Source organism: Enterococcus sp. JNUCC 77, from assembly GCF_054819945.1.
Map to the genome: position 1 here is coordinate 1,199,832 of NZ_JBTHIG010000001.1, position 19,376 is coordinate 1,219,207.

Genomic DNA, 19,376 nt, shown 5'->3' on the forward strand with positions numbered 1-19,376 from the left:
TCGCTATCGTTTTTTCGACGAGAAAAAGTGCGCATTCTTAAAAAGATATGATAAAATGAGTCAATATTAGCAAACACATTGAAAGTAGGGATATTATGGCAATTAACGAAGAACAAGTCCAGCATGTTGCGAAATTAGCAAAACTTTCTTTTTCCGCTGATGAATTAACTGGATTTACTGATCAATTAGGAAAAATTATTGATATGGTAGAACAACTAAGTGAAGTAGATACTGAAGGTGTCGAAATAACTTCAAATGTTGTCGAAACAGTAAATGTAATGAGAGAAGATGTGGCCCATGATGGTTGGTCGCGAAAAGAACTAATGAAAAACGTACCAGAATCTGAAGATGGATTCATTAAAGTACCAGCAATTATTGATGATGGAGGGGCAGGCGCATAATGGAAAAATTATTTGATAAATCAATTGAAGAATTACACAGCCTGCTAGTTTCAAAAGAAATTACAGCTACTGATTTGACAAAAGAAACCTTTGATCGGATTAAGGCAACTGAAGAAAAAGTTGAAGCTTTTATTACTTTAAATGAAGACAAAGCATTGGAAGAAGCGAAAGCTATCGACCTGAAAGGTATTTCCGAAGATAATGTATTAGCAGGAATTCCGATTGGAATCAAAGATAATATCGTAACCAAGGATATTTTAACAACTGCTGCGTCAAAAATATTGTCTAACTTCAACCCAATTTATGATGCAACAGTAATGGAAAAAATCTATGCAAATGATTTGATCCCAGTTGGAAAATTAAATATGGATGAATTTGCGATGGGTGGTTCAACTGAGACCTCTTATTTCAAAAAAACGAAAAATGCTTGGGATCATTCTAAAGTTCCTGGTGGTTCTTCTGGTGGTTCAGCAGCTGCTGTTGCTGCGGGACAAGTACCTGCTTCTCTTGGTAGTGATACTGGTGGTTCAATTCGCCAACCGGCATCATTTAACGGCATTGTCGGCATGAAACCAACTTATGGCCGGGTTTCTCGTTTTGGTTTAATTGCTTTTGCTTCATCATTAGATCAAATTGGACCATTTACACGTAATGTTAAAGACAATGCGTTAGTTTTAAATGCTATTTCTGGCTATGACGAAAAAGATGGTACATCATCTGGTGCTTCTGTCCCAGATTTTGCAGCTGGTTTAACTGGTGACATTAAAGGAATGAAAATTGCTTTACCGAAAGAATATTTAGGTGAAGGAATTGATGCGGGTGTCAGAGAATCAATTCAAAAAGCCGTTGAAACTTTTAAAGCATTGGGTGCCACAGTTGAAGAAGTTAGTTTACCTCATTCAAAATATGGCGTACAAGTGTACTATATTATTGCTTCATCCGAAGCAAGTTCAAACTTACAACGGTTTGATGGTATTCGTTACGGTTTCCGTTCAGAAAAAGTAGAAGATTTAGAAGATGTATATGTCAATTCACGGAGTGAAGGCTTTGGTGAAGAGGTGAAACGTCGGATTATGCTAGGGACTTTCTCACTATCTGCTGGTTATTACGATGCATACTTCAAAAAGGCTGGTCAAGTTCGTACTTTGATAAAAGAAGATTTTAATAAAGTTTTTGCAGATTATGACTTAATCATTGGGCCAACTGCACCAACTGTTGCCTTTGGAATCGGCGAAAATATTAATGATCCAATTACTATGTACATGAACGATATATTAACTATTCCAGTCAATTTAGCAGGTTTACCAGGAATGTCAATTCCAGCAGGATTTTCTGAAGGTCTACCAGTTGGGTTACAATTAATTGGTAAACATTTTGACGAAAACACGATGTATAAAGCGGCTTACGCTTTTGAACAAGCAACAGATTTCCATAAACAAAAACCTGTGATTTTAGGGGGTAACGATTAATGAATTTAGAAACAGTCATCGGGCTTGAAGTCCATGTAGAATTAAAAACAAACTCTAAAATCTTTTCTCCAGCACCAGCTCATTTCGGTGCAGAGCCAAATACAAATACTGATATTATTGACTGGGGTTATCCTGGCGTTTTACCAGTAATGAATAAGGCAGCGATTGAATTTGGTATGAAAGCAGCCTTAGCTTTAAACTGCCAAATTTCAAAACATATGCATTTTGACCGTAAAAACTATTTTTATCCCGATAATCCCAAAGCTTACCAAATTTCTCAATTTGATGAACCAATCGGTCATGATGGTTGGATTGAAATTGATGTAAATGGTAAAAAGAAGAAAATCCGGATCGAACGAGTTCATTTAGAAGAAGATGCTGGTAAAAATATGCATGGTATCGGTGGATATTCTTATGTCGATTTGAACCGTCAAGGCACACCATTAATTGAAATTGTATCTGAAGCCGATATGCGTTCGCCAGAAGAAGCGTATGCTTATTTAGATGCTTTACGCTCAATCATTCAATTTACTGGTGTTTCTGATGTTAAAATGGAAGAAGGCTCAATGCGCTGTGACGCCAATATTTCTTTACGTCCCTATGGACAAGAAGAATTTGGAACAAAAACAGAATTGAAAAATTTAAACTCAATTAGCTTTGTAAAAAAAGGTTTGGTTTTTGAAGTACAACGTCAAACCAAAGTTTTATTATCTGGTGGTACCATTCAACAAGAAACACGCCGTTATGATGAAGGAACCAACAAAACTGTTTTAATGCGGGTTAAAGAAGGTTCTAGTGATTACCGTTATTTCCCTGAACCAGATATTCCTAAATTTGTCATTGATGATGAATGGATTCAAAAAGTAGGGGAAGAATTACCTGAAATGCCAGCTTCTCGTCGTGTTCGCTATATAGAAGAATTAGAATTACCAGAATACGATGCAATGGTACTTACCCAAAGTAAAGAAATGTCTGATTTCTTCGAAAGTACTTTAACAGAAGGTGCAGATGCTAAATTAGCCTCTAACTGGTTAATGGGCGAAGTCTCCGCTTATTTAAACAGCGAAAAAATAGAATTAAATCAAACAAAATTAACACCAAATAATTTGGCTGGTATGATTACTTTAATCAATGATGGCACGATCAGTTCTAAAATTGCTAAAAAAGTTTTCCGGGAATTAATAGAAAACGGCGGCGATGCAAAAACAGTTGTTGAACAGAAAGGCTTAGTTCAACTTTCAGATCCTGCACAATTGTTGCCAATGATTAATGAAGTTTTAGATAACAACCAACAATCAGTCGATGATTTTAAAAATGGTAAAGATCGTGCTGTTGGTTTCTTGGTTGGGCAAATCATGAAAGCTACTAAAGGAAAAGCCAACCCAGGTGTGGTAAACAAATTGTTGCAAGAAGAATTAGCCAAACGCTAGAAGGAGCCCAACTGTGAAAAAAGCACGATTAATTTATAATCCAGTATCCGGTAAAGAAATTTTACGGAATAACCTTGCCGATATTTTAGTAGCAATCGAACAAGCCGGTTATGAAACCAGCGCCTTTGCCACGACAGCAGAGCCTGATTCAGCCAAAAATGAAGCGACTCGAGCTGCCAAAGCAGGATTTAGTTTAATTGTTGCTGCAGGTGGAGATGGCACAATCAATGAAGTTGTCAATGGTATCGCAGGTTTGGAAAAACGTCCTAAAATTGCGATCATACCAGCCGGTACAACCAATGATTATGCTAGAGCTTTAAAAGTTCCCCGCAACAATGTAAAAGCCGCAGCTGAAGTGATCCAAAAAGAACAGACTGTCAAAATGGATATCGGTAAGGCGAATGATACTTACTTTATAAATATTGCAGCTGCTGGTTACTTAACCGAGTTAACTTACGAAGTGCCTTCAGAGCTAAAAAGTATTTTTGGTTATTTAGCTTACATTGCTAAAGGTGCGGAAATGTTACCCCGAATCAAACCCATTAAAGTGGATTTGAAATATGAGGGCGGCGAATATCAGGGTGATGTTTCAATGTTTTTCTTGGGACTGACAAATTCTATTGGTGGTTTTGAAACAATTGCACCAGATGCAATGTTAGATGATGGAAAGTTTTCTTTGATTGTCGTAAAAACAGCTAATTTATTTGAAATTGTCCGTTTGATTACTTTAGTAATTAATGGTGGGAAACATGTGAATGATCCGAAAGTTCTTTACGTTAAAACTAGTTTTTTAGAAGCATCTGTTGAAGATGAAAATAAACGAATGATGATTAATTTAGATGGCGAGTATGGTGGTGACGCGCCGATGCGTTTTGAAAATTTACATCAACATATTGAATTTTTTGCTAACACTGATGAAATTTCTGATGCTGCTATTCAAGGAGAAGATGAACTTGAAGAGCAAGAGGCAGGTCAAGAATTAGTTAAAGAGTTTGAAAAGTTACAAGAAGAAGATAAAGATACTCCAGATGATCAAAAATAACAATTAGCGGCTCTGTTTGGACAGAGTCGTTTTTTCATCTTGCAATTTGACGGCAGATTCATTAAAATGATTGAAGCATTCAACAACGAAGGAGAAAAATATTGATTAAAAAAAATGAAACCTACACAATAGTGATTGATGATTTAACTTATGAAGGAATGGGTGTGGCCCATATTGACGGTTTTGCATTGTTTGTAGAAAATGCACTACCTGGTGAAGAAGTTGAATTATTAGTAGTAAAAACTGGTAAAAAATTTGGCTATGGAAAAGTAATTAATCGCCTGTCAGAAAGTCCAGAACGTGTCCCTGTAGAAAACCATGATTTATTACGCAGCGGAATTGCACCATTGAGCCATATGAAATATGAGAGTCAATTGGTATTTAAACAAAATCAAATTAAACATGTGATGGACAAAATTGCTCACTTACCAGAAGTTGAAGTAAAAGAATCAATTGGCATGGAAAAACCTTATGCTTATCGTAATAAAGCACAAATTCCTGTCAGAAATATCAATGGCGAGCTAACAACTGGTTTTTATCGTAAAAATTCCCATGAGTTATTGCCAATTGAAGATTACTTTATTCAAGATCCAAAAATCGATGAAGCTATTTTGGTCGTCCGAGATATATTACGTCGATTTAATGTAAAACCTTATAATGAAGAGGAGAACACTGGATTTTTGCGTCATATCGTTATTAGACGAGGACATTATTCCCATGAAATGATGGTTGTCTTAGTTACCCGAAAAGAAAAATTCTTTAAAGGTGTTGAAATAGCAACTGAAATCCAAAAAGCTTTGCCAGAGGTTGTGTCGGTGGTTCAAAATGTAAACACGGAGAAAACCAATGTCATTTTAGGTCGTCAAGAAAACTTATTGCTAGGCCGAGAATATATTTTTGATAATTTATTAGGAAAAACATATCGCATTTCGGCTCAATCATTTTATCAAGTCAACACGGAGCAAGCAGAAAAATTATATCAATTAGCCATTGATTTAGCTGATTTACAGCCAACAGATACTGTGATTGATGCTTATTGTGGTATTGGAACAATTGGTTTATCTTTTGCTGATCGGGTACATCATGTTTACGGTGTAGAAGTTGTTAAGCAAGCAATTAATGATGCAAAATTCAATGCCCTAAAAAATGAGCTTGAAAATGTCACTTTTCGAACAGGTAAAGCTGAAGATATCATGCATAAATGGGTAGAAAAAGGCATCCGACCAGATGTTATTTTCGTTGATCCACCAAGAAAAGGTTTGACTGAAAGTTTTATTGATGCAACAGCTGAAATAAACCCTGCAAAAATTGTTTATATTTCTTGTAATCCTGCAACGTTAGCTAGAGATTTGAAACATTATGCAACATTAGGTTATAAAGCGTCCAGTATCCAACCAGTGGACTTATTTCCACAAACAAACCATGTGGAATCTGTGACATTATTAAAAAAAATAAAATAATTTTTCTGGCAGCTAATATATTTAGCTGCTTTTTTTAAAACTAACTTGAAGATGATGGTTTACTGTGTCACAATTACATATATAAAGATACTTATTTTAAATAAATTTTTTTTGGGAATTTAATTTATTAATAATTAGGTATCAGATATTTTTTTGGTAGGAGGAAGAAAAAGTGGCAAAAATTATAAAAATTGAAGAGGATAAAATTTTTATCGGGTTAGATGATCAAAGCATCATGGAATTTAAGCGTCATCAATTTAGTTTTGTTCCAATCGTTGGAGAAGAGGTTGAGATTTACGGTGAAGGTGAGGGGGCCGTCATCACATTATCTGAAAAAAAACCAGTTTATACTGAACCAGAAGACGAAGAGATATTCTCTGATATTTTAGGAGTAAATTATCCTGATCAAGAGGGAGACACCATGTTGTTAATTGCATTTATTTTTAATATTTTAACGACGATTGGTTGTGCTTGGTTGCTTATTCCTCTAGCTTGGATGATACCAATGACTATTACGAGTTGGCGCGCATATAAAGGTGTTCGTCCAAACACAACAGCGTTAGGTGTATGTACATTATTATTTGTCAATATTATTAGTGGTATCTTAATGTTGGTGGGCCCCAAAAATGAAAAATAGCAATTAAGGCTGCTGCTGCAGTCTTTTTTAATTATTAAGATTAAATTTTTTTTAAAACTAATTAGGTTTTTTATGATATAGTAGTTCTACCTTTAAAGGCGGTGTAAAAAATGAATCAAAAAGAAAAGATGTTAGAATTAATCAAAAAGAAACAAGGTGGCGGAAGATCTAAAGACATGGCGGCACCAAAAAATGATCGCAAAAATATGCGTAAAGGACCAAAAATATATAACAAATAAAGAAGAGATACGCTAAATCATAAAGATGTTTGGCGTTTTTTTTATTTATAAAAAAAGCTAATTTTCATGAAATATTTCATTTTGAGTTCATTGAAAGGATTTATGCTGGAAGAAAAATATAAGGATGGACAATTATGAAAAATATTTGGCTACAAAGATCAATGAAAATAAATCAAAAATATCAACAGATGATGCGAGGACGCTATGGTCGATTTGATCAACTCAATAAAACTTTGTTAATCATTTGGCTGATACTATCACTTTTTAAACGCTGGATACCATTTTATTTAGGTGATTTACTAGGATTATTTATTTTAGGGATCATTTTCTATCGTTTCTTTTCCAAAAAAATCTATCCTCGGAGTAATGAAAATCAGAAATTGATTAAATGGTGGAGAAAGTTAAAAAGTCAGCGCCAATTTAAGTATTTTAAATGTCCAAATTGTAAACAAGAAATGCGCGCACCTCGGGGCAAAGGGAAAATTAAAGTGACATGTAAAAATTGTCAAAATCAATTTATCAAAAAAGTTTAAAGAGGGTTATTTTATGCCATTAATTTTAATACGTCATGGTGAAAGTGAAGCAAACTTTGCAAATTATTGGACCGGTTGGTTAGATGTTAATTTAACTGAAAAAGGACGAGAACAAGCAATGCTTGCTGGGAAGAAAATTTCTGAGGCAGGTTATCAAATTGATCTTGCATTTGAATCAGTTTTGAAAAGATCCATTTTGACAGCAGAACTCATTTTAGAACAAAATAATGCTAGTGCGGTACCAGAATTTAAAACTTGGCGGCTTAACGAACGTCATTATGGTGACTTAGTTGGAAAAAACAAAGCTAAAATGACCGCTGAGTATGGGGCTGAGCAAGTGGAAAAATGGCGAAGAGGCTATGATGAAGTGCCTCCACAAGTCAAAATAAATCATTTTGATCGGCGTTACAATAATCTCGATCCCCGCCTGATTCCAAAAGGAGAAAGTTTGCACCAGACTGAGCAGCGCGTCATCCCTCTATGGCAAGATGAAATTGTACCGGAATTAAAAGCTGGAAAAACAGTTTTAGTTGTTGGTCATGGAAATAGTTTGCGGTCATTGATTCGTTATATTGAAGAAGTACCACCGCTAGAGGTGAACCAAATTGATATTCCTAATGCGACAGCGATGATTTATGATTTTGATCAGCAAATGAAGATTACCCATAAAAAAATTATGTAAACTTTGTGAGGACTTTTATGAAAAATTATATTTGGGATTTTGATGGTACACTTTATGATAGTTATCCAGTGATGATGCAAGCTTTGATGGAAACATTAACTGCTTTCCATAAAGATTTATCAAAAGAGACAGTCTATCGTCGCATTAAAAAAGAATCAATCCATCAGTTGATACAAGAAGAAGAGTTAACGAATACAAATTTTGACAAAGATTTTCATCGATTAGAAAAATCTTATTTAAATCAAGCCATCCCTTTTGAAGATACGAGAGAAACTTTACAGCAATTAAAACAACGAGGCGGCAGACATTTTATTTTGACACATCGACGTAGTGATGATACTTGGGATTTGCTAAAACGTGATGGTTTAGCGGACTATGTCGAGGCAATAATTGGCTCTGAATCAGGTTTTCCGCGTAAACCAGATCCAACAGCGATTAATCAATTGATTGAAGAATTTCATCTAGATCGACACGAAACGGTTATGATTGGTGATCGAAAACTCGATATTTTAGCCGGAAAAAATGCCGATATTGCCACAGTATTTTTTGATTTAGATCAGTTTGAAGAGGTTCCAGCAAATTTTGTTGTAAATAATTTACGAAAACTAGTTTCCATCTTCTAGATTATTGATTATAATTTTATGGAGGAGGTGCGTCATGGAATTACAACGTGAGCCAGAAACAGTCGAATCATTTAATTATGGAATACCACCAGTGGGCCAAGAGGTGGAACAAAAATTAGATGTTAATTTTGATATTCTTAATACAACTGATCCGAGCTACCCACAAGAAAATAGCATTGTTGGTGTCAGAGTTTTCTTTACTTTTCCTTTTGAAGAATTCATTGTTGGTGGGAGTGTCTCTCAAGTCATCCACATCATGAATCGGGAAATTAAGAAGCCGTCTGATTTATCAAAAAAAGAAGCCAACGAAATTGCTATTCCAGTTTTTAAAATTATTGAACGTTTGATTTATGAAGTAACTGAAATTGCTTTAGATCGACCAGGATTAAAAATTAATTTTGCGCCAAACGAACAATAACCAGTGAATTGTCTGATTTTTATCAGATGAACCACTGGTTTTTTTGATGCATACCTGATGTATTTTTGTTAAACTGAGGCGAGGTGAAAATATGTTTAATGAACAAGTAACGATTATTTTATATGCTAACGATGTAGCAAAATATGCAGCATTTTGGGAGAAGCTTGGTTTTGTCATTATCAGTCAAAATGAAATTGATGGTTCACCAGTTGCAGAAATTGCTGTGGTACCAAATGGTGCTGTCCACTTTATGATTTATGATCGGACATTTATTGAAAACAATTCTGATGAGGTAAGCGAACCAAGCCCAGCATTAATTTTCAGTAGTGATGATGTGATGGGACTTTATAAAGATTTACAAGAAAAAGCAGTTCAGCTTGGAGATTTAACACAAATTGGTGGAGAATATGTCTTTAATTTTGTTGATATTGAAGGCAATTATTTTGTGGTATCTGGAAAATGAAATTAAACAATCCAACTGAAGTGTTTGCTATCGGTGATATTCACGGCGAATATCACCTTTTTCAAGAGATGTTACAAAACTATCAAACTCAGCAACAGCTTATATTAATCGGCGATTTGAATGATCGCGGAAAGAAAAGCAAGGATTGTTGGTTACTAGGAAAAAAATTAGTGGAGGAACAAAATGCTATCTATTTAATGGGAAACCATGAAGCATATTTTCTAGAATTTTTAGCAGCACCAGAGGATTGGGGCCCCAATTATTTTCATAATGGTGGCAAGGAAACGATGGAAAGCCTATTACACCCTGGTGCAATTGAAGAATATTCACCTACTGAAATGGCTATGATGATTAAAAGTCGTTACGGAGAATTGATTACTTTTTTACAAGAGCGTCCATTTTATTTTGAGTGGGAAAAATATATTTTTGTTCACGCAGGAGTGGATTTAGTACAAAAAGATTGGAAAAAAAGTTCGCCTCATGATTTTTTATGGATAAGAGAACCTTTTATTAAAGGAAAAAATCAAACGGGCAAAACAATTGTTTTTGGTCATACGGTTACACCAATGCTTTATGAGGATATGACTACGACGGATTTATGGCAAAGTGATGGGAAAATTGGGATTGATGGTGGTGCTGTTTTTGGCGGTTCACTACATGGCGTTGTGTTCAATCAAGAAAAAATAGTAAAGGATTTTGAAATTTCAAATGCCGGTCATGGCTGGCAACCGAGTATTTAAAGGCGCTGGTGAGTTTTATAGAAAACTACTAGTGTCTTTAAGTTTTAATAAGGAGTGATGGTGTGGAAAAATATAAAGGACATATAGCTGCAGGCGTAACAGTCATTATCTGGGCGACAACTTTTGTTTCGACTAAAGTTTTACTAAAAAGCTTTTTACCAATTGAAATATTGTTTATTCGCTTTCTATTAGGTTTTATTGCTTTAGCGATTGTTTCACCTAAAATCATTCCTTTTAAAAATTGGAAAGAAGAATTTTATTTTATTTGTGCAGGAATTTCTGGGGTCTTTCTTTATTATTACTTAGAAAATGTAGCTTTGACTTATACTTTTGCTATGAACGTTGGGATTATTGGTTCATTAAGCCCATTTATGACTGCTTTGTTGAGTCGATTTGTACTAAAGCAAGGTAAGCTGTACAAGATGTTCATTATGGGGTTTATTTTTTCATTAATAGGAATTTCATTAATCAGTTTGAATGGCGCTATCCAAGTTAATCCAATTGGAGATGGTTTAGCTTTTATCGCGATTTTCTTTTGGGCAATTTATTCTTTGTTTGTTAAAAAAATCAGTAGCTTCGGTTATAGTACGATTGGTATGACCAAGAAAATATTCTTTTACGGATTAATTACTATGCTGCCTGTTTTATTGCTATCAATCGATCACTTTGATTTTTCGCGCTTAGCCAATGGTGAAAATTTTTGGAATCTTATTTTCTTAGGGCTAGGTGCCTCAGCTACTTGTTTTGTTACTTGGAATTTTTCAGTTAAGATGTTGGGTCCTGTACGTTCATCTATTTATATCTACTCAATTCCTATGTTAACAACTATCTCATCGGTCATTATTTTACATGAACCTTTATCATTGAAAACCTTTTTTGGTATTTGTCTGACTTTACTAGGATTATTCCTTTCCGAATGGCCCAATATTTCAGCTTCAAGACAAATGCGCCAAAAGGAATAAAAATGTGATAAAATAGAAAAGATTTTGGAAGAATGGAGTACAAATATGTCAGAAAATTTAAATCAAGCAATTGTCCAATTAGTTGATAAGGAATTACCTTATCGAAAGGGTCAGATTGAGACAGTTTTAACTATGTTACAAGAAGGGAATACCGTCCCCTTTATTGCTCGTTATAGAAAAGAGCGGACCGGAAGTCTAGACGAAGTTCAAATCCGTGAGATTGAAGAACGTTTTACTTATTTAGAAAACTTGGAAAAACGAAAAGGTGAAGTTCTTCGCATCATTGAAGAACAAGGTAAGTTAACCGATGATTTAGCTGCAGAAATCAAAGCAGCTGTTAAGATGCAAAAAGTAGAGGATTTATATCGTCCTTATAAACAAAAACGACGGACAAAGGCGACGATTGCTAAAGAAAATGGTTTAGAACCATTAGCTGAATATTTATGGTCAATGCCGTTAGAAGGTGATGTATTTGCAGAAGCAAATAAATATATCAACGAAAAGATTGAAACAGCAGAAGCAGCTTTGCAAGGTGCTCACGAAATATTAGCAGAACAAATTAGTGATCATCCGGATTATCGCACTTGGATTCGTGATTATACTAAAAATAGAGGATTTTATGAAAGTAAAGTCAAAGATGCTGACAAAGACGAAAAAAGTGTCTATGAGATGTATTACGATTTTTCCGAGCCGATTAGTAAAATGGTTTCACATCGTGTATTAGCTTCAAATCGTGGCGAGAAAGAAGAAATTTTAAAAGTCAGTATAGTTGTTGATGAACAATTTATTTTTGAATATTTTGACAAGCAATTAAAAATGAATCTTCAATCAATTACCGCAACTTATTTAAAAGATGCTTATCAAGATAGCTATAAAAGATTTATTGGCCCAGCAATCGAACGAGAAATTCGTAATGAATTAACCGAGCAGGCGGATGAACAAGCAATCAATATTTTTGGCGAGAATTTACGTAACTTATTGTTACAATCACCGTTAAAAAATAAAGTTGTTTTAGGTTTTGATCCAGCTTATCGAACAGGTTGTAAGCTAGCAGTAGTTGATGGAACTGGAAAAGTTTTAGCAATCGAAGTCATTTATCCTCATAAGCCAGCTTCACAAGCAAAAAGAGCAGAAGCAGCACCAGCTTTTAGAAAATTAATTGAAAAATTCAAAGTTGAGATGGTAGCGATTGGTAACGGAACGGCTAGTCGTGAGTCTGAATTATTTGTCTCTGAGCAATTAAAAGAAGTCAAAGAACAAGTTTTTTATGTGATTGTTAATGAAGCTGGTGCCTCAGTTTATTCTGCCAGTGATGTGGCAAGAACAGAATTTCCTGATTTACAAGTAGAAGAACGAAGTGCAGTCAGTATTGCTCGTAGATTACAAGATCCTTTAGCTGAATTAGTTAAAATTGACCCGAAGGCAGTTGGTGTTGGACAATATCAACATGATGTTAGTCAAAAACGCTTGTCTGAGCAATTAGATTTCGTTGTTGAAACGGCAGTTAACCAAGTAGGCGTTAATGTAAATACAGCAAGCCCGCAATTGTTACAATATGCGTCTGGTCTAAATAAAACTACAGCTCAAAATGTTGTGAATTATCGCGATGAAAATGGTGCTTATACTGCTCGTAACCAATTAAAAAAAGTACCTCGCTTAGGACCAAAAGCTTTTGAACAAGCAGTTGGATTTTTACGAATTCCTGAAGGAAAGAATGTATTAGATAATACTAGTATTCACCCGGAAAGTTACGAAGCTGCAAAGAGCATTTTAACAATTGCGGATGTATCCTTAACCGATTTAGGTAGCGAAGAAGCAACGAAAAAAATAAAGGCTTTGTCTATAAATGAATTAGGTCGAGAATTAGGCATTGGTAAAGAAACGGTACAAGATATTTTGGAAGCACTAATTCAACCAGGGCGAGATATGCGAGATGAAATGCCAGCACCTTTACTTCGTCAAGATGTTTTATCGATGGAAGATTTAAAAGCCGGCATGGAACTACAAGGAACCGTTCGAAACGTAATCGATTTTGGTGCCTTTGTAGATATTGGTGTAAAACAAGATGGTTTGGTTCATATTTCGAAACTAAGTACTAAGTTTGTTAAACATCCAACCGATATTGTTTCAGTTGGTGATGTGGTAACCGTCTGGGTTGATGGTGTAGATGTACAGAAAGGGCGAATCAGTTTATCAATGATTCCGCTTAAGAAAAATGACAAATAATGAGTTGCAAAAATTAGTGGAAGAAGTCTCGTTGACTTCTTTCCACTTACCTTTTAAACACCAGGCAATTTTTAATCGGCGTTTAAAATCTACCGGTGGTCGTTATCATTTGAAGGATCACCATTTAGATTTCAATCCTCTGATTGTGGAACAACATGGACTGGCAGAATTTATTAAAGTAATTAAACATGAACTTTGTCATTATCACTTGCATTTAACCAAGCGAGGTTATAAGCATCAAGATCAAGACTTTAAGCAATTACTTAAAAAAGTTGATGGCAGCCGTTTTGCACCGACTGTTAGCACAGGTAAAGAAAAAACTTATCTTTGCAAAAAATGCGGCCAAAAAATCAGCCGCCAAAGAAAAATTGACACAAATCGCTTTGTTTGCGGCAAATGTAATGGGAAACTTCGCTTAATAGCTTAGAAAATGAATAATCATTTGCTATTTTTTTGAATATATATGATAATGTGAATCGCAATTAAAAAGTACATAAGGATGAGAAATAATGAATAATAAAGAAACGCTATATCATTTTGTTGGTATTAAAGGTTCTGGAATGAGCTCTTTAGCTTTGGTTCTTCATGAAAAAGGCTATCAAGTGCAAGGATCAGATGTAGAGAAATATTTCTTTACCCAACGAGATTTAGAAAAAGCCCATATTAAAATTTTACCTTTCAGCGCGGATAACATTAAGGCTGGGATGACGATTATTCAAGGGAACGCTTTTCCTGATACCCATGAAGAAATTGCTAAAGCCAAAGAGTTAGGCTTAGAAATTATTCGCTACCATGATTTTATTGGGAAGTTTATCCAACCTTATACAAGTGTGGCGGTAACGGGATCTCATGGTAAAACAAGTACGACTGGTTTACTTTCACATGTGTTAAGTGGAATTGCGCCAACTAGCTATTTAATTGGTGACGGTACTGGTCATGGTGAACCAGATGCAAAATTCTTTTCATTTGAAGCTTGTGAATACCAGCGTCATTTTTTGGCTTATGCGCCTGATTATGCGATTATGACCAACATAGATTTTGATCATCCAGACTATTTCAAAAGCATTGATGACGTTTTTGAAGCATTCCAAACTTTAACCAATCAAGTAAAAAAAGGAATTTTTGCTTATGGCGATGATGAATACTTACGTAAATTAAAGGCAGATGTACCGATTTATTATTATGGTTTAACAGAAGATGATGATATTCAAGCTAGAAATATTGTCCGCACAACAAATGGTTCTGCTTTTGATGTCTATCATCAAGATCAATTTATCGGTCGTTTTTCAGTACCATCATTTGGTAAACACAATATTTTAAACGCATTAGCAGTTATTGCTGTCAGCTATTTTGAAAAATTAGACATGGATAAAGTAAAAGCTGAAATGTTGACTTTTTCTGGTGTCAAACGCCGTTTTACTGAAAAACAAGTTGCAGATATGATAGTCGTTGATGATTATGCGCATCATCCTGCTGAAATTAAAGCTACTATTGATGCAGCCCGCCAAAAATATCCCGAAAAAGAACTTATTGCGGTTTTCCAACCTCATACTTTTTCTCGGACAATTGCTTTGCTAGACGATTTTGCAGAAGCTTTAGATAAGGCAGATCACGTTTATTTATTAGATATTTTTTCTAGCGCTAGAGAAACAGCTGGTGAAGTTAAGATTGAAGATTTAGGCGCAAAAATTCAAAAAGGCGGACAAGTTATTTCTGAAGATAACATGTCTCCATTATTGGATTACGAAAATGGTGTCGTCATTTTCATGGGTGCTGGTGATGTGCAACGTTTTGAGCAGGCCTATGAAAATCTATTAAGCACTACTACAAGAAATGTATTATAAAATGATTTCAGCTATTCTTTTTGGGTAGCTGATTTTTTATTAAGGAAAAATTTAAATTAAATTGATTCAGTCGTTAGTGAAAGAGTTCGCTTGTTTTTTAATAAGAACTTCGCTAAAATATATTTAGATTAATCAACGGAGGGAAAAAGCTTTGTATAATATGAAAACTCGAAAAGTCGGGAAAATGATCGATGAAATTGAGGAAGGGGACTCGTTATCCTTAACAGAATCGATTGAGGACAATCAATTATTGTTGTATTTGGGATTAACCAATGATGCGAATCCATTATATATTCAACATGAATATGCAAAAGCAAGTGAATATGATAAACCACTTGTGCCATCAGTGATGATTATGGGATTGATTACTAGTGCGATTTCAAAGCATTTGCCAGGTCCAGGTTCACATATAGTGAATTTTTCAATTAATTTTATTGATCCAGTTTATCATTATGAAACCTTAACTTTTGAGTTTGAAGTTATTAAAGTCGACAAAATGAAAGATGTTGTCACAATCTCAGTTGAAGCTACCAACAGCGAAGATAAAAGAATATTAGATGCTGTGGTGATGGTGAAACCACCTACTGTCAAGTTAGGAGAGGATATAAATGAATAATCAACAAACACAAGCAGTTGGCTTAAATCGTTTTTTTGCAAAGATTTACGGATTTTTAGCCTTAGGAATTGGAATTAGCGCTTTTGTTTCTTACTTAACATTAGGACCAATGAGCGCGCAAGCAATTAATTTGATTCAACATTTTCCATTAGGTTTTATTGGTCTTTGGATTTTGGAAATTGCTTTAGTCATTATTTTAGGGGTAAAAGCTCAAAAAAATCCAACGATCGCAATTTCAGGATTCATTGCTTACTCTGTTTTAAATGGAATTACTTTAGCAGTTACTTTAGCCATTTATGATATTGGAACAGTCACACAGGCATTTATTTCAACGATGGTGATGTTTATGGTGATGGCTGTTGTAGGAGTTACCACTAAACGAGATTTGTCAGGTGTTGGTCGTGCGGCACTAAGTAGTTTAATTGGGATTATTATTGCGATGTTCTTGAATGTCTTTATCTTACAAAGTTCAGCTGTAGAATTATTGATTTCTATCTTAATGGTTATCATCATGTCCGGTTTAACAGCTTATGACAATCAAAACATCCGCAAAATTTATGCTGGAACGAATGGCCAAGCTGGAAATGGGGTTGCGGTATTCTTGGCATTACAATTATACTTAGACTTTGTTAATATGTTCTTGGCGTTCTTAAGAATTTTTGGAAACAATAACTAATTATCAAATTGAGACTTTGATGAGCGAAAGTTTATCAAAGTCTTTTTTCATTTTCAAATTGGTGATGCCTTTGTTAAAATGAAGGTTAAAGGAGAGAAATTATGACTGAAAAAAAATTATTATTAGTAGATGGGAATAGTGTCGCATTTCGAGCTTTTTTTGCGATGCACAATTCACTTGAAAAATTTAAAAATAAAAATGGCTTACATACGAATGCAATCTATGCCTTCAATAATATGTTTGAGAATGTAATGAAAAGTGTTCAACCTACTCATGTCTTAGTGGCCTTTGATGCCGGAAAAACTACCTTCAGAACAGAAATGTATAGTGACTACAAAGGTGGACGTTCGAAAACACCAGGTGAGTTTCGTGAGCAAATGCCCTATATTAGAGAATTAATTGAAGCTTTAGGGGTTAAACATTATGAACTTGATAACTATGAAGCCGATGATATTATTGGTACTTTAGCTGAGCAAGGTAGCCAAAATGATTTTGAAGTAGTGGTTTTAACAGGCGACCGAGATTTAACTCAGTTAGCAAGTGATAAAATTACTGTCGATATCACAGTAAAAGGAGTCAGTGATATCGAATCATATACACCAGCCCATGTTGCTGAAAAATATGATGGCTTGACTCCAAATCAAATTATTGATTTAAAAGGATTAGCAGGCGATACATCAGATAATTATCCTGGTGTAACAAAAGTCGGTGAAAAAACGGCGATTAAATTAATTAAAGAATATGGCAGCGTTGAAGGTGTCTATCAAAACATTGATGAAATGAAAAAAAGCAAGATGAAGGAAAATCTGATTAATGATAAAGATCAAGCCTTCTTATCAAAAGAACTAGCAACTATTGATAAAAAAGCCCCAGTAGCTATTGAGTTAGATGAATTAAGTTATCATGGCAAAGATATCGAAAGACTAGTCGAATTTTACAAAGAGATGGATTTTAAACAGTTTTTAAGTAAGCTAAATATTGAAGAAGATCCGGTAGAACTTGAAGATATCCATTATGATGTGGTGGATACTTTTGATGAAAGTCAATTTGGACCAGATGCGTGCCTCCATGTAGAAATGTTACAAGATAATTATCATACTGCTGACGTTGTTGGCGTGTCTTGGAGCAACCAAAATAAGATTTACGTTACGAATAATCATTTGGATTTATTTGAATCACCGGTATTTAAAAGTTGGTTAGAGTCAGCAAATGGAAAAAAAGTTTACGATGCAAAGCGGACATATGTTGCTTTGAATCGTTTTGTCACGAAAACTGAAGGTATTAATTTTGATGTTTTATTGGCAGCCTATCTGCTAGATACAAATGATAACAGTAATGATATCGCTGGTGTGGCTCAACATTATGGTTTTACTGAAATTCAATCAGATGAACAGATTTATGGTAAAGGAGCCAAAAAAGGCTTGCCGGAAGATCAAGAAGTTTTCTTTAATCATTTGGCACGAAAAATTCAAGCCATTAAATTTTTGAGTCAAAAACTTGAAAGTGAATTGGAAGAAAAACAACAAGATCGTTTATTTTATGAGATGGAATTGCCATTATCTCGGATTTTAGCCGAAATGGAGATTACTGGGATCACTGTTAATGCCCAAACTTTACAAAATATGCGAGGCGAATTTTCAAAGAGACTACAAGAAATTGAGCAAAAAATCTATGAAGAAGCTGGTGAAACCTTCAATATCAATTCACCAAAACAATTAGGTGTGATCTTATTTGAAAAAATGCAGTTACCAGTTATTAAAAAAACAAAAACCGGTTATTCAACCGCTGTTGATGTTTTAGAACAATTGAGAGAACAAGCACCAATAGTTGACGATATTTTGAACTATCGTCAAATTGCTAAAATTCAATCCACATATGTTGAAGGCTTATTGAAGGTGATTCAATCAGATAATAAGATTCACACTCGCTATATTCAGACTTTGACTCAAACTGGTCGCTTAAGTTCAGTTGATCCAAATTTACAAAATATTCCGATTCGCTTAGAAGAAGGTCGTAAAATTCGTCAAGCTTTTGTTCCCCGGGAAAAAGATTGGCTGATTTATTCTTCAGATTATTCACAAATTGAATTGCGGGTATTGGCTCACATTTCTGGCGACAAGCATTTGATTCAAGCATTTAAGGATGGCATGGATATTCACACAAGTACGGCAATGCGGGTATTTGGTGTAAAAGAAGAAGATGTAACACCAAACATGCGTCGTAACGCTAAAGCGGTGAACTTTGGGATTGTTTATGGAATTTCTGATTATGGCTTGTCACAAAATTTGGGAATTACTAGAAAAGCAGCACAAGAATATATTGACACTTATTTCGAAAACTATCCTGATGTAAAAAGATATATGGAAGAAAGCGTTCGAGAGGCAAAAGATCAAGGCTATGCAAAAACACTTTATAATCGTCGCCGTTACTTACCAGATATTAACTCAAGAAATTTCAATATTCGTTCATTCGCAGAGCGGACAGCGATCAATACTCCAATTCAAGGAAGTGCCGCTGATATTCTTAAGTTAGCAATGATTGAACTGTCTAAACGATTAGCCAAAACAGATCTAAAAGCAACCATGTTATTGCAAGTGCATGATGAATTGGTTTTTGAAGTACCAGAAAATGAAGTCGAAACGCTAGATGAATTAGTCAAAGAAGTCATGGAAAATACTGTATCATTAAATGTCCCATTATTAACAGATAGTAGCTGGGGAAAAACTTGGTACGAAGCAAAATAAAATAAAAACACTGTGACAATAAATTTTACAGACGAAATCCGAGCATTATAGTGTTGGTTTTGCGATCTAATAAGTCATTTTCAAAGAATGACAATCTTTAGTAGCTTTACTGATTTTGATTCAGATGTTTAAAAACTGTTCAGATTGTTGTCGCAGTCTTTTTTAACTAGG

General features: G+C 34.7%; 20 protein-coding genes. All 20 read left to right on the forward strand.

What is annotated here, in order from left to right; genetic code table 11:
• The first annotated feature begins 95 nt into the window (after window positions 1–95).
• The 20 genes from gatC (at window position 96) to polA (ending at window position 19,205) form a co-directional block, all read left to right on the forward strand.
• Window positions 96–401 (forward strand): Asp-tRNA(Asn)/Glu-tRNA(Gln) amidotransferase subunit GatC, encoded by a 306-nt coding sequence (gene gatC / locus ACVWNY_RS05985; protein ID WP_218325387.1) that lies wholly within the window; start codon window positions 96–98, stop codon window positions 399–401.
• Window positions 401–1,870, forward strand: coding sequence for an Asp-tRNA(Asn)/Glu-tRNA(Gln) amidotransferase subunit GatA (gene gatA, locus ACVWNY_RS05990; RefSeq protein WP_218325386.1), 1,470 nt, complete (start codon window positions 401–403; stop codon window positions 1,868–1,870). The genes gatC and gatA overlap by 1 nt, the downstream gene beginning before the upstream one ends.
• A complete protein-coding gene (gene gatB / locus ACVWNY_RS05995) occupies window positions 1,870–3,300 on the forward strand; it encodes an Asp-tRNA(Asn)/Glu-tRNA(Gln) amidotransferase subunit GatB (protein WP_218325385.1) in 1,431 nt (476 codons plus the stop codon). The genes gatA and gatB overlap by 1 nt, the downstream gene beginning before the upstream one ends.
• Window positions 3,301–3,313: 13 nt before the next feature.
• Window positions 3,314–4,342: a diacylglycerol kinase gene (locus ACVWNY_RS06000; protein ID WP_218325384.1), complete on the forward strand. Its 1,029-nt coding sequence runs from the start codon at window positions 3,314–3,316 to the stop codon at window positions 4,340–4,342.
• A 98-nt stretch (window positions 4,343–4,440) separates the two neighbouring features.
• The gene (gene rlmD / locus ACVWNY_RS06005; RefSeq protein WP_343214710.1) at window positions 4,441–5,802 is read left to right on the forward strand and encodes a 23S rRNA (uracil(1939)-C(5))-methyltransferase RlmD; all 1,362 of its coding nucleotides are present in this window, start codon (window positions 4,441–4,443) and stop codon (window positions 5,800–5,802) included.
• Window positions 5,803–5,974: 172 nt separating this feature from the next.
• The gene (locus tag ACVWNY_RS06010) at window positions 5,975–6,439 is read left to right on the forward strand and encodes a hypothetical protein (RefSeq protein WP_218325383.1); all 465 of its coding nucleotides are present in this window, start codon (window positions 5,975–5,977) and stop codon (window positions 6,437–6,439) included.
• A gap of 110 nt (window positions 6,440–6,549) precedes the next feature.
• Window positions 6,550–6,678, forward strand: a complete 129-nt coding sequence (locus ACVWNY_RS06015; protein WP_281419010.1) for a hypothetical protein — start codon at window positions 6,550–6,552, stop codon at window positions 6,676–6,678.
• A 134-nt stretch (window positions 6,679–6,812) separates the two neighbouring features.
• Window positions 6,813–7,211 carry a hypothetical protein gene (locus tag ACVWNY_RS06020; protein ID WP_218325382.1) on the forward strand — a complete coding sequence of 133 codons (399 nt, stop codon included), beginning with the start codon at window positions 6,813–6,815 and terminating at the stop codon, window positions 7,209–7,211.
• Between the two features lie 13 nt (window positions 7,212–7,224).
• Window positions 7,225–7,893: a 2,3-bisphosphoglycerate-dependent phosphoglycerate mutase gene (locus ACVWNY_RS06025; protein WP_218325381.1), complete on the forward strand. Its 669-nt coding sequence runs from the start codon at window positions 7,225–7,227 to the stop codon at window positions 7,891–7,893.
• A 17-nt stretch (window positions 7,894–7,910) separates the two neighbouring features.
• Entirely contained in the window at window positions 7,911–8,516 is a 606-nt protein-coding gene (locus tag ACVWNY_RS06030; RefSeq protein WP_218325380.1) for an HAD-IA family hydrolase, read from the forward strand.
• A 34-nt stretch (window positions 8,517–8,550) separates the two neighbouring features.
• Complete coding sequence (locus ACVWNY_RS06035) at window positions 8,551–8,934, forward strand: DUF1149 family protein (protein WP_218325379.1); 384 nt, start codon at window positions 8,551–8,553, stop codon at window positions 8,932–8,934.
• Between the two features lie 91 nt (window positions 8,935–9,025).
• Window positions 9,026–9,397, forward strand: a complete 372-nt coding sequence (locus ACVWNY_RS06040; protein ID WP_218325378.1) for a VOC family protein — start codon at window positions 9,026–9,028, stop codon at window positions 9,395–9,397.
• The gene (locus ACVWNY_RS06045) at window positions 9,394–10,137 is read left to right on the forward strand and encodes a metallophosphoesterase family protein (protein ID WP_218325377.1); all 744 of its coding nucleotides are present in this window, start codon (window positions 9,394–9,396) and stop codon (window positions 10,135–10,137) included. The genes ACVWNY_RS06040 and ACVWNY_RS06045 overlap by 4 nt, the downstream gene beginning before the upstream one ends.
• A 62-nt stretch (window positions 10,138–10,199) precedes the next feature.
• A complete protein-coding gene (locus ACVWNY_RS06050) occupies window positions 10,200–11,099 on the forward strand; it encodes a DMT family transporter (RefSeq protein ID WP_454071821.1) in 900 nt (299 codons plus the stop codon).
• A 45-nt stretch (window positions 11,100–11,144) separates the two neighbouring features.
• The gene (locus ACVWNY_RS06055; protein WP_218325375.1) at window positions 11,145–13,325 is read left to right on the forward strand and encodes a Tex family protein; all 2,181 of its coding nucleotides are present in this window, start codon (window positions 11,145–11,147) and stop codon (window positions 13,323–13,325) included.
• Complete coding sequence (locus ACVWNY_RS06060; protein WP_218325374.1) at window positions 13,315–13,752, forward strand: SprT family protein; 438 nt, start codon at window positions 13,315–13,317, stop codon at window positions 13,750–13,752. The genes ACVWNY_RS06055 and ACVWNY_RS06060 overlap by 11 nt, the downstream gene beginning before the upstream one ends.
• Window positions 13,753–13,834: 82 nt before the next feature.
• A complete protein-coding gene (gene murC, locus ACVWNY_RS06065) occupies window positions 13,835–15,169 on the forward strand; it encodes a UDP-N-acetylmuramate--L-alanine ligase (RefSeq protein ID WP_218325373.1) in 1,335 nt (444 codons plus the stop codon).
• 160 nt (window positions 15,170–15,329) lie between these two features.
• Window positions 15,330–15,785 carry a MaoC family dehydratase gene (locus tag ACVWNY_RS06070; protein ID WP_218325457.1) on the forward strand — a complete coding sequence of 152 codons (456 nt, stop codon included), beginning with the start codon at window positions 15,330–15,332 and terminating at the stop codon, window positions 15,783–15,785.
• Complete coding sequence (locus ACVWNY_RS06075) at window positions 15,778–16,461, forward strand: Bax inhibitor-1/YccA family protein (RefSeq protein WP_218325372.1); 684 nt, start codon at window positions 15,778–15,780, stop codon at window positions 16,459–16,461. Before ACVWNY_RS06070 ends, ACVWNY_RS06075 begins: the two co-directional genes overlap by 8 nt.
• Window positions 16,462–16,562: 101 nt before the next feature.
• Window positions 16,563–19,205, forward strand: a complete 2,643-nt coding sequence (polA, locus tag ACVWNY_RS06080) for a DNA polymerase I (protein ID WP_218325371.1) — start codon at window positions 16,563–16,565, stop codon at window positions 19,203–19,205.
• Window positions 19,206–19,376: the final 171 nt, after the last annotated feature.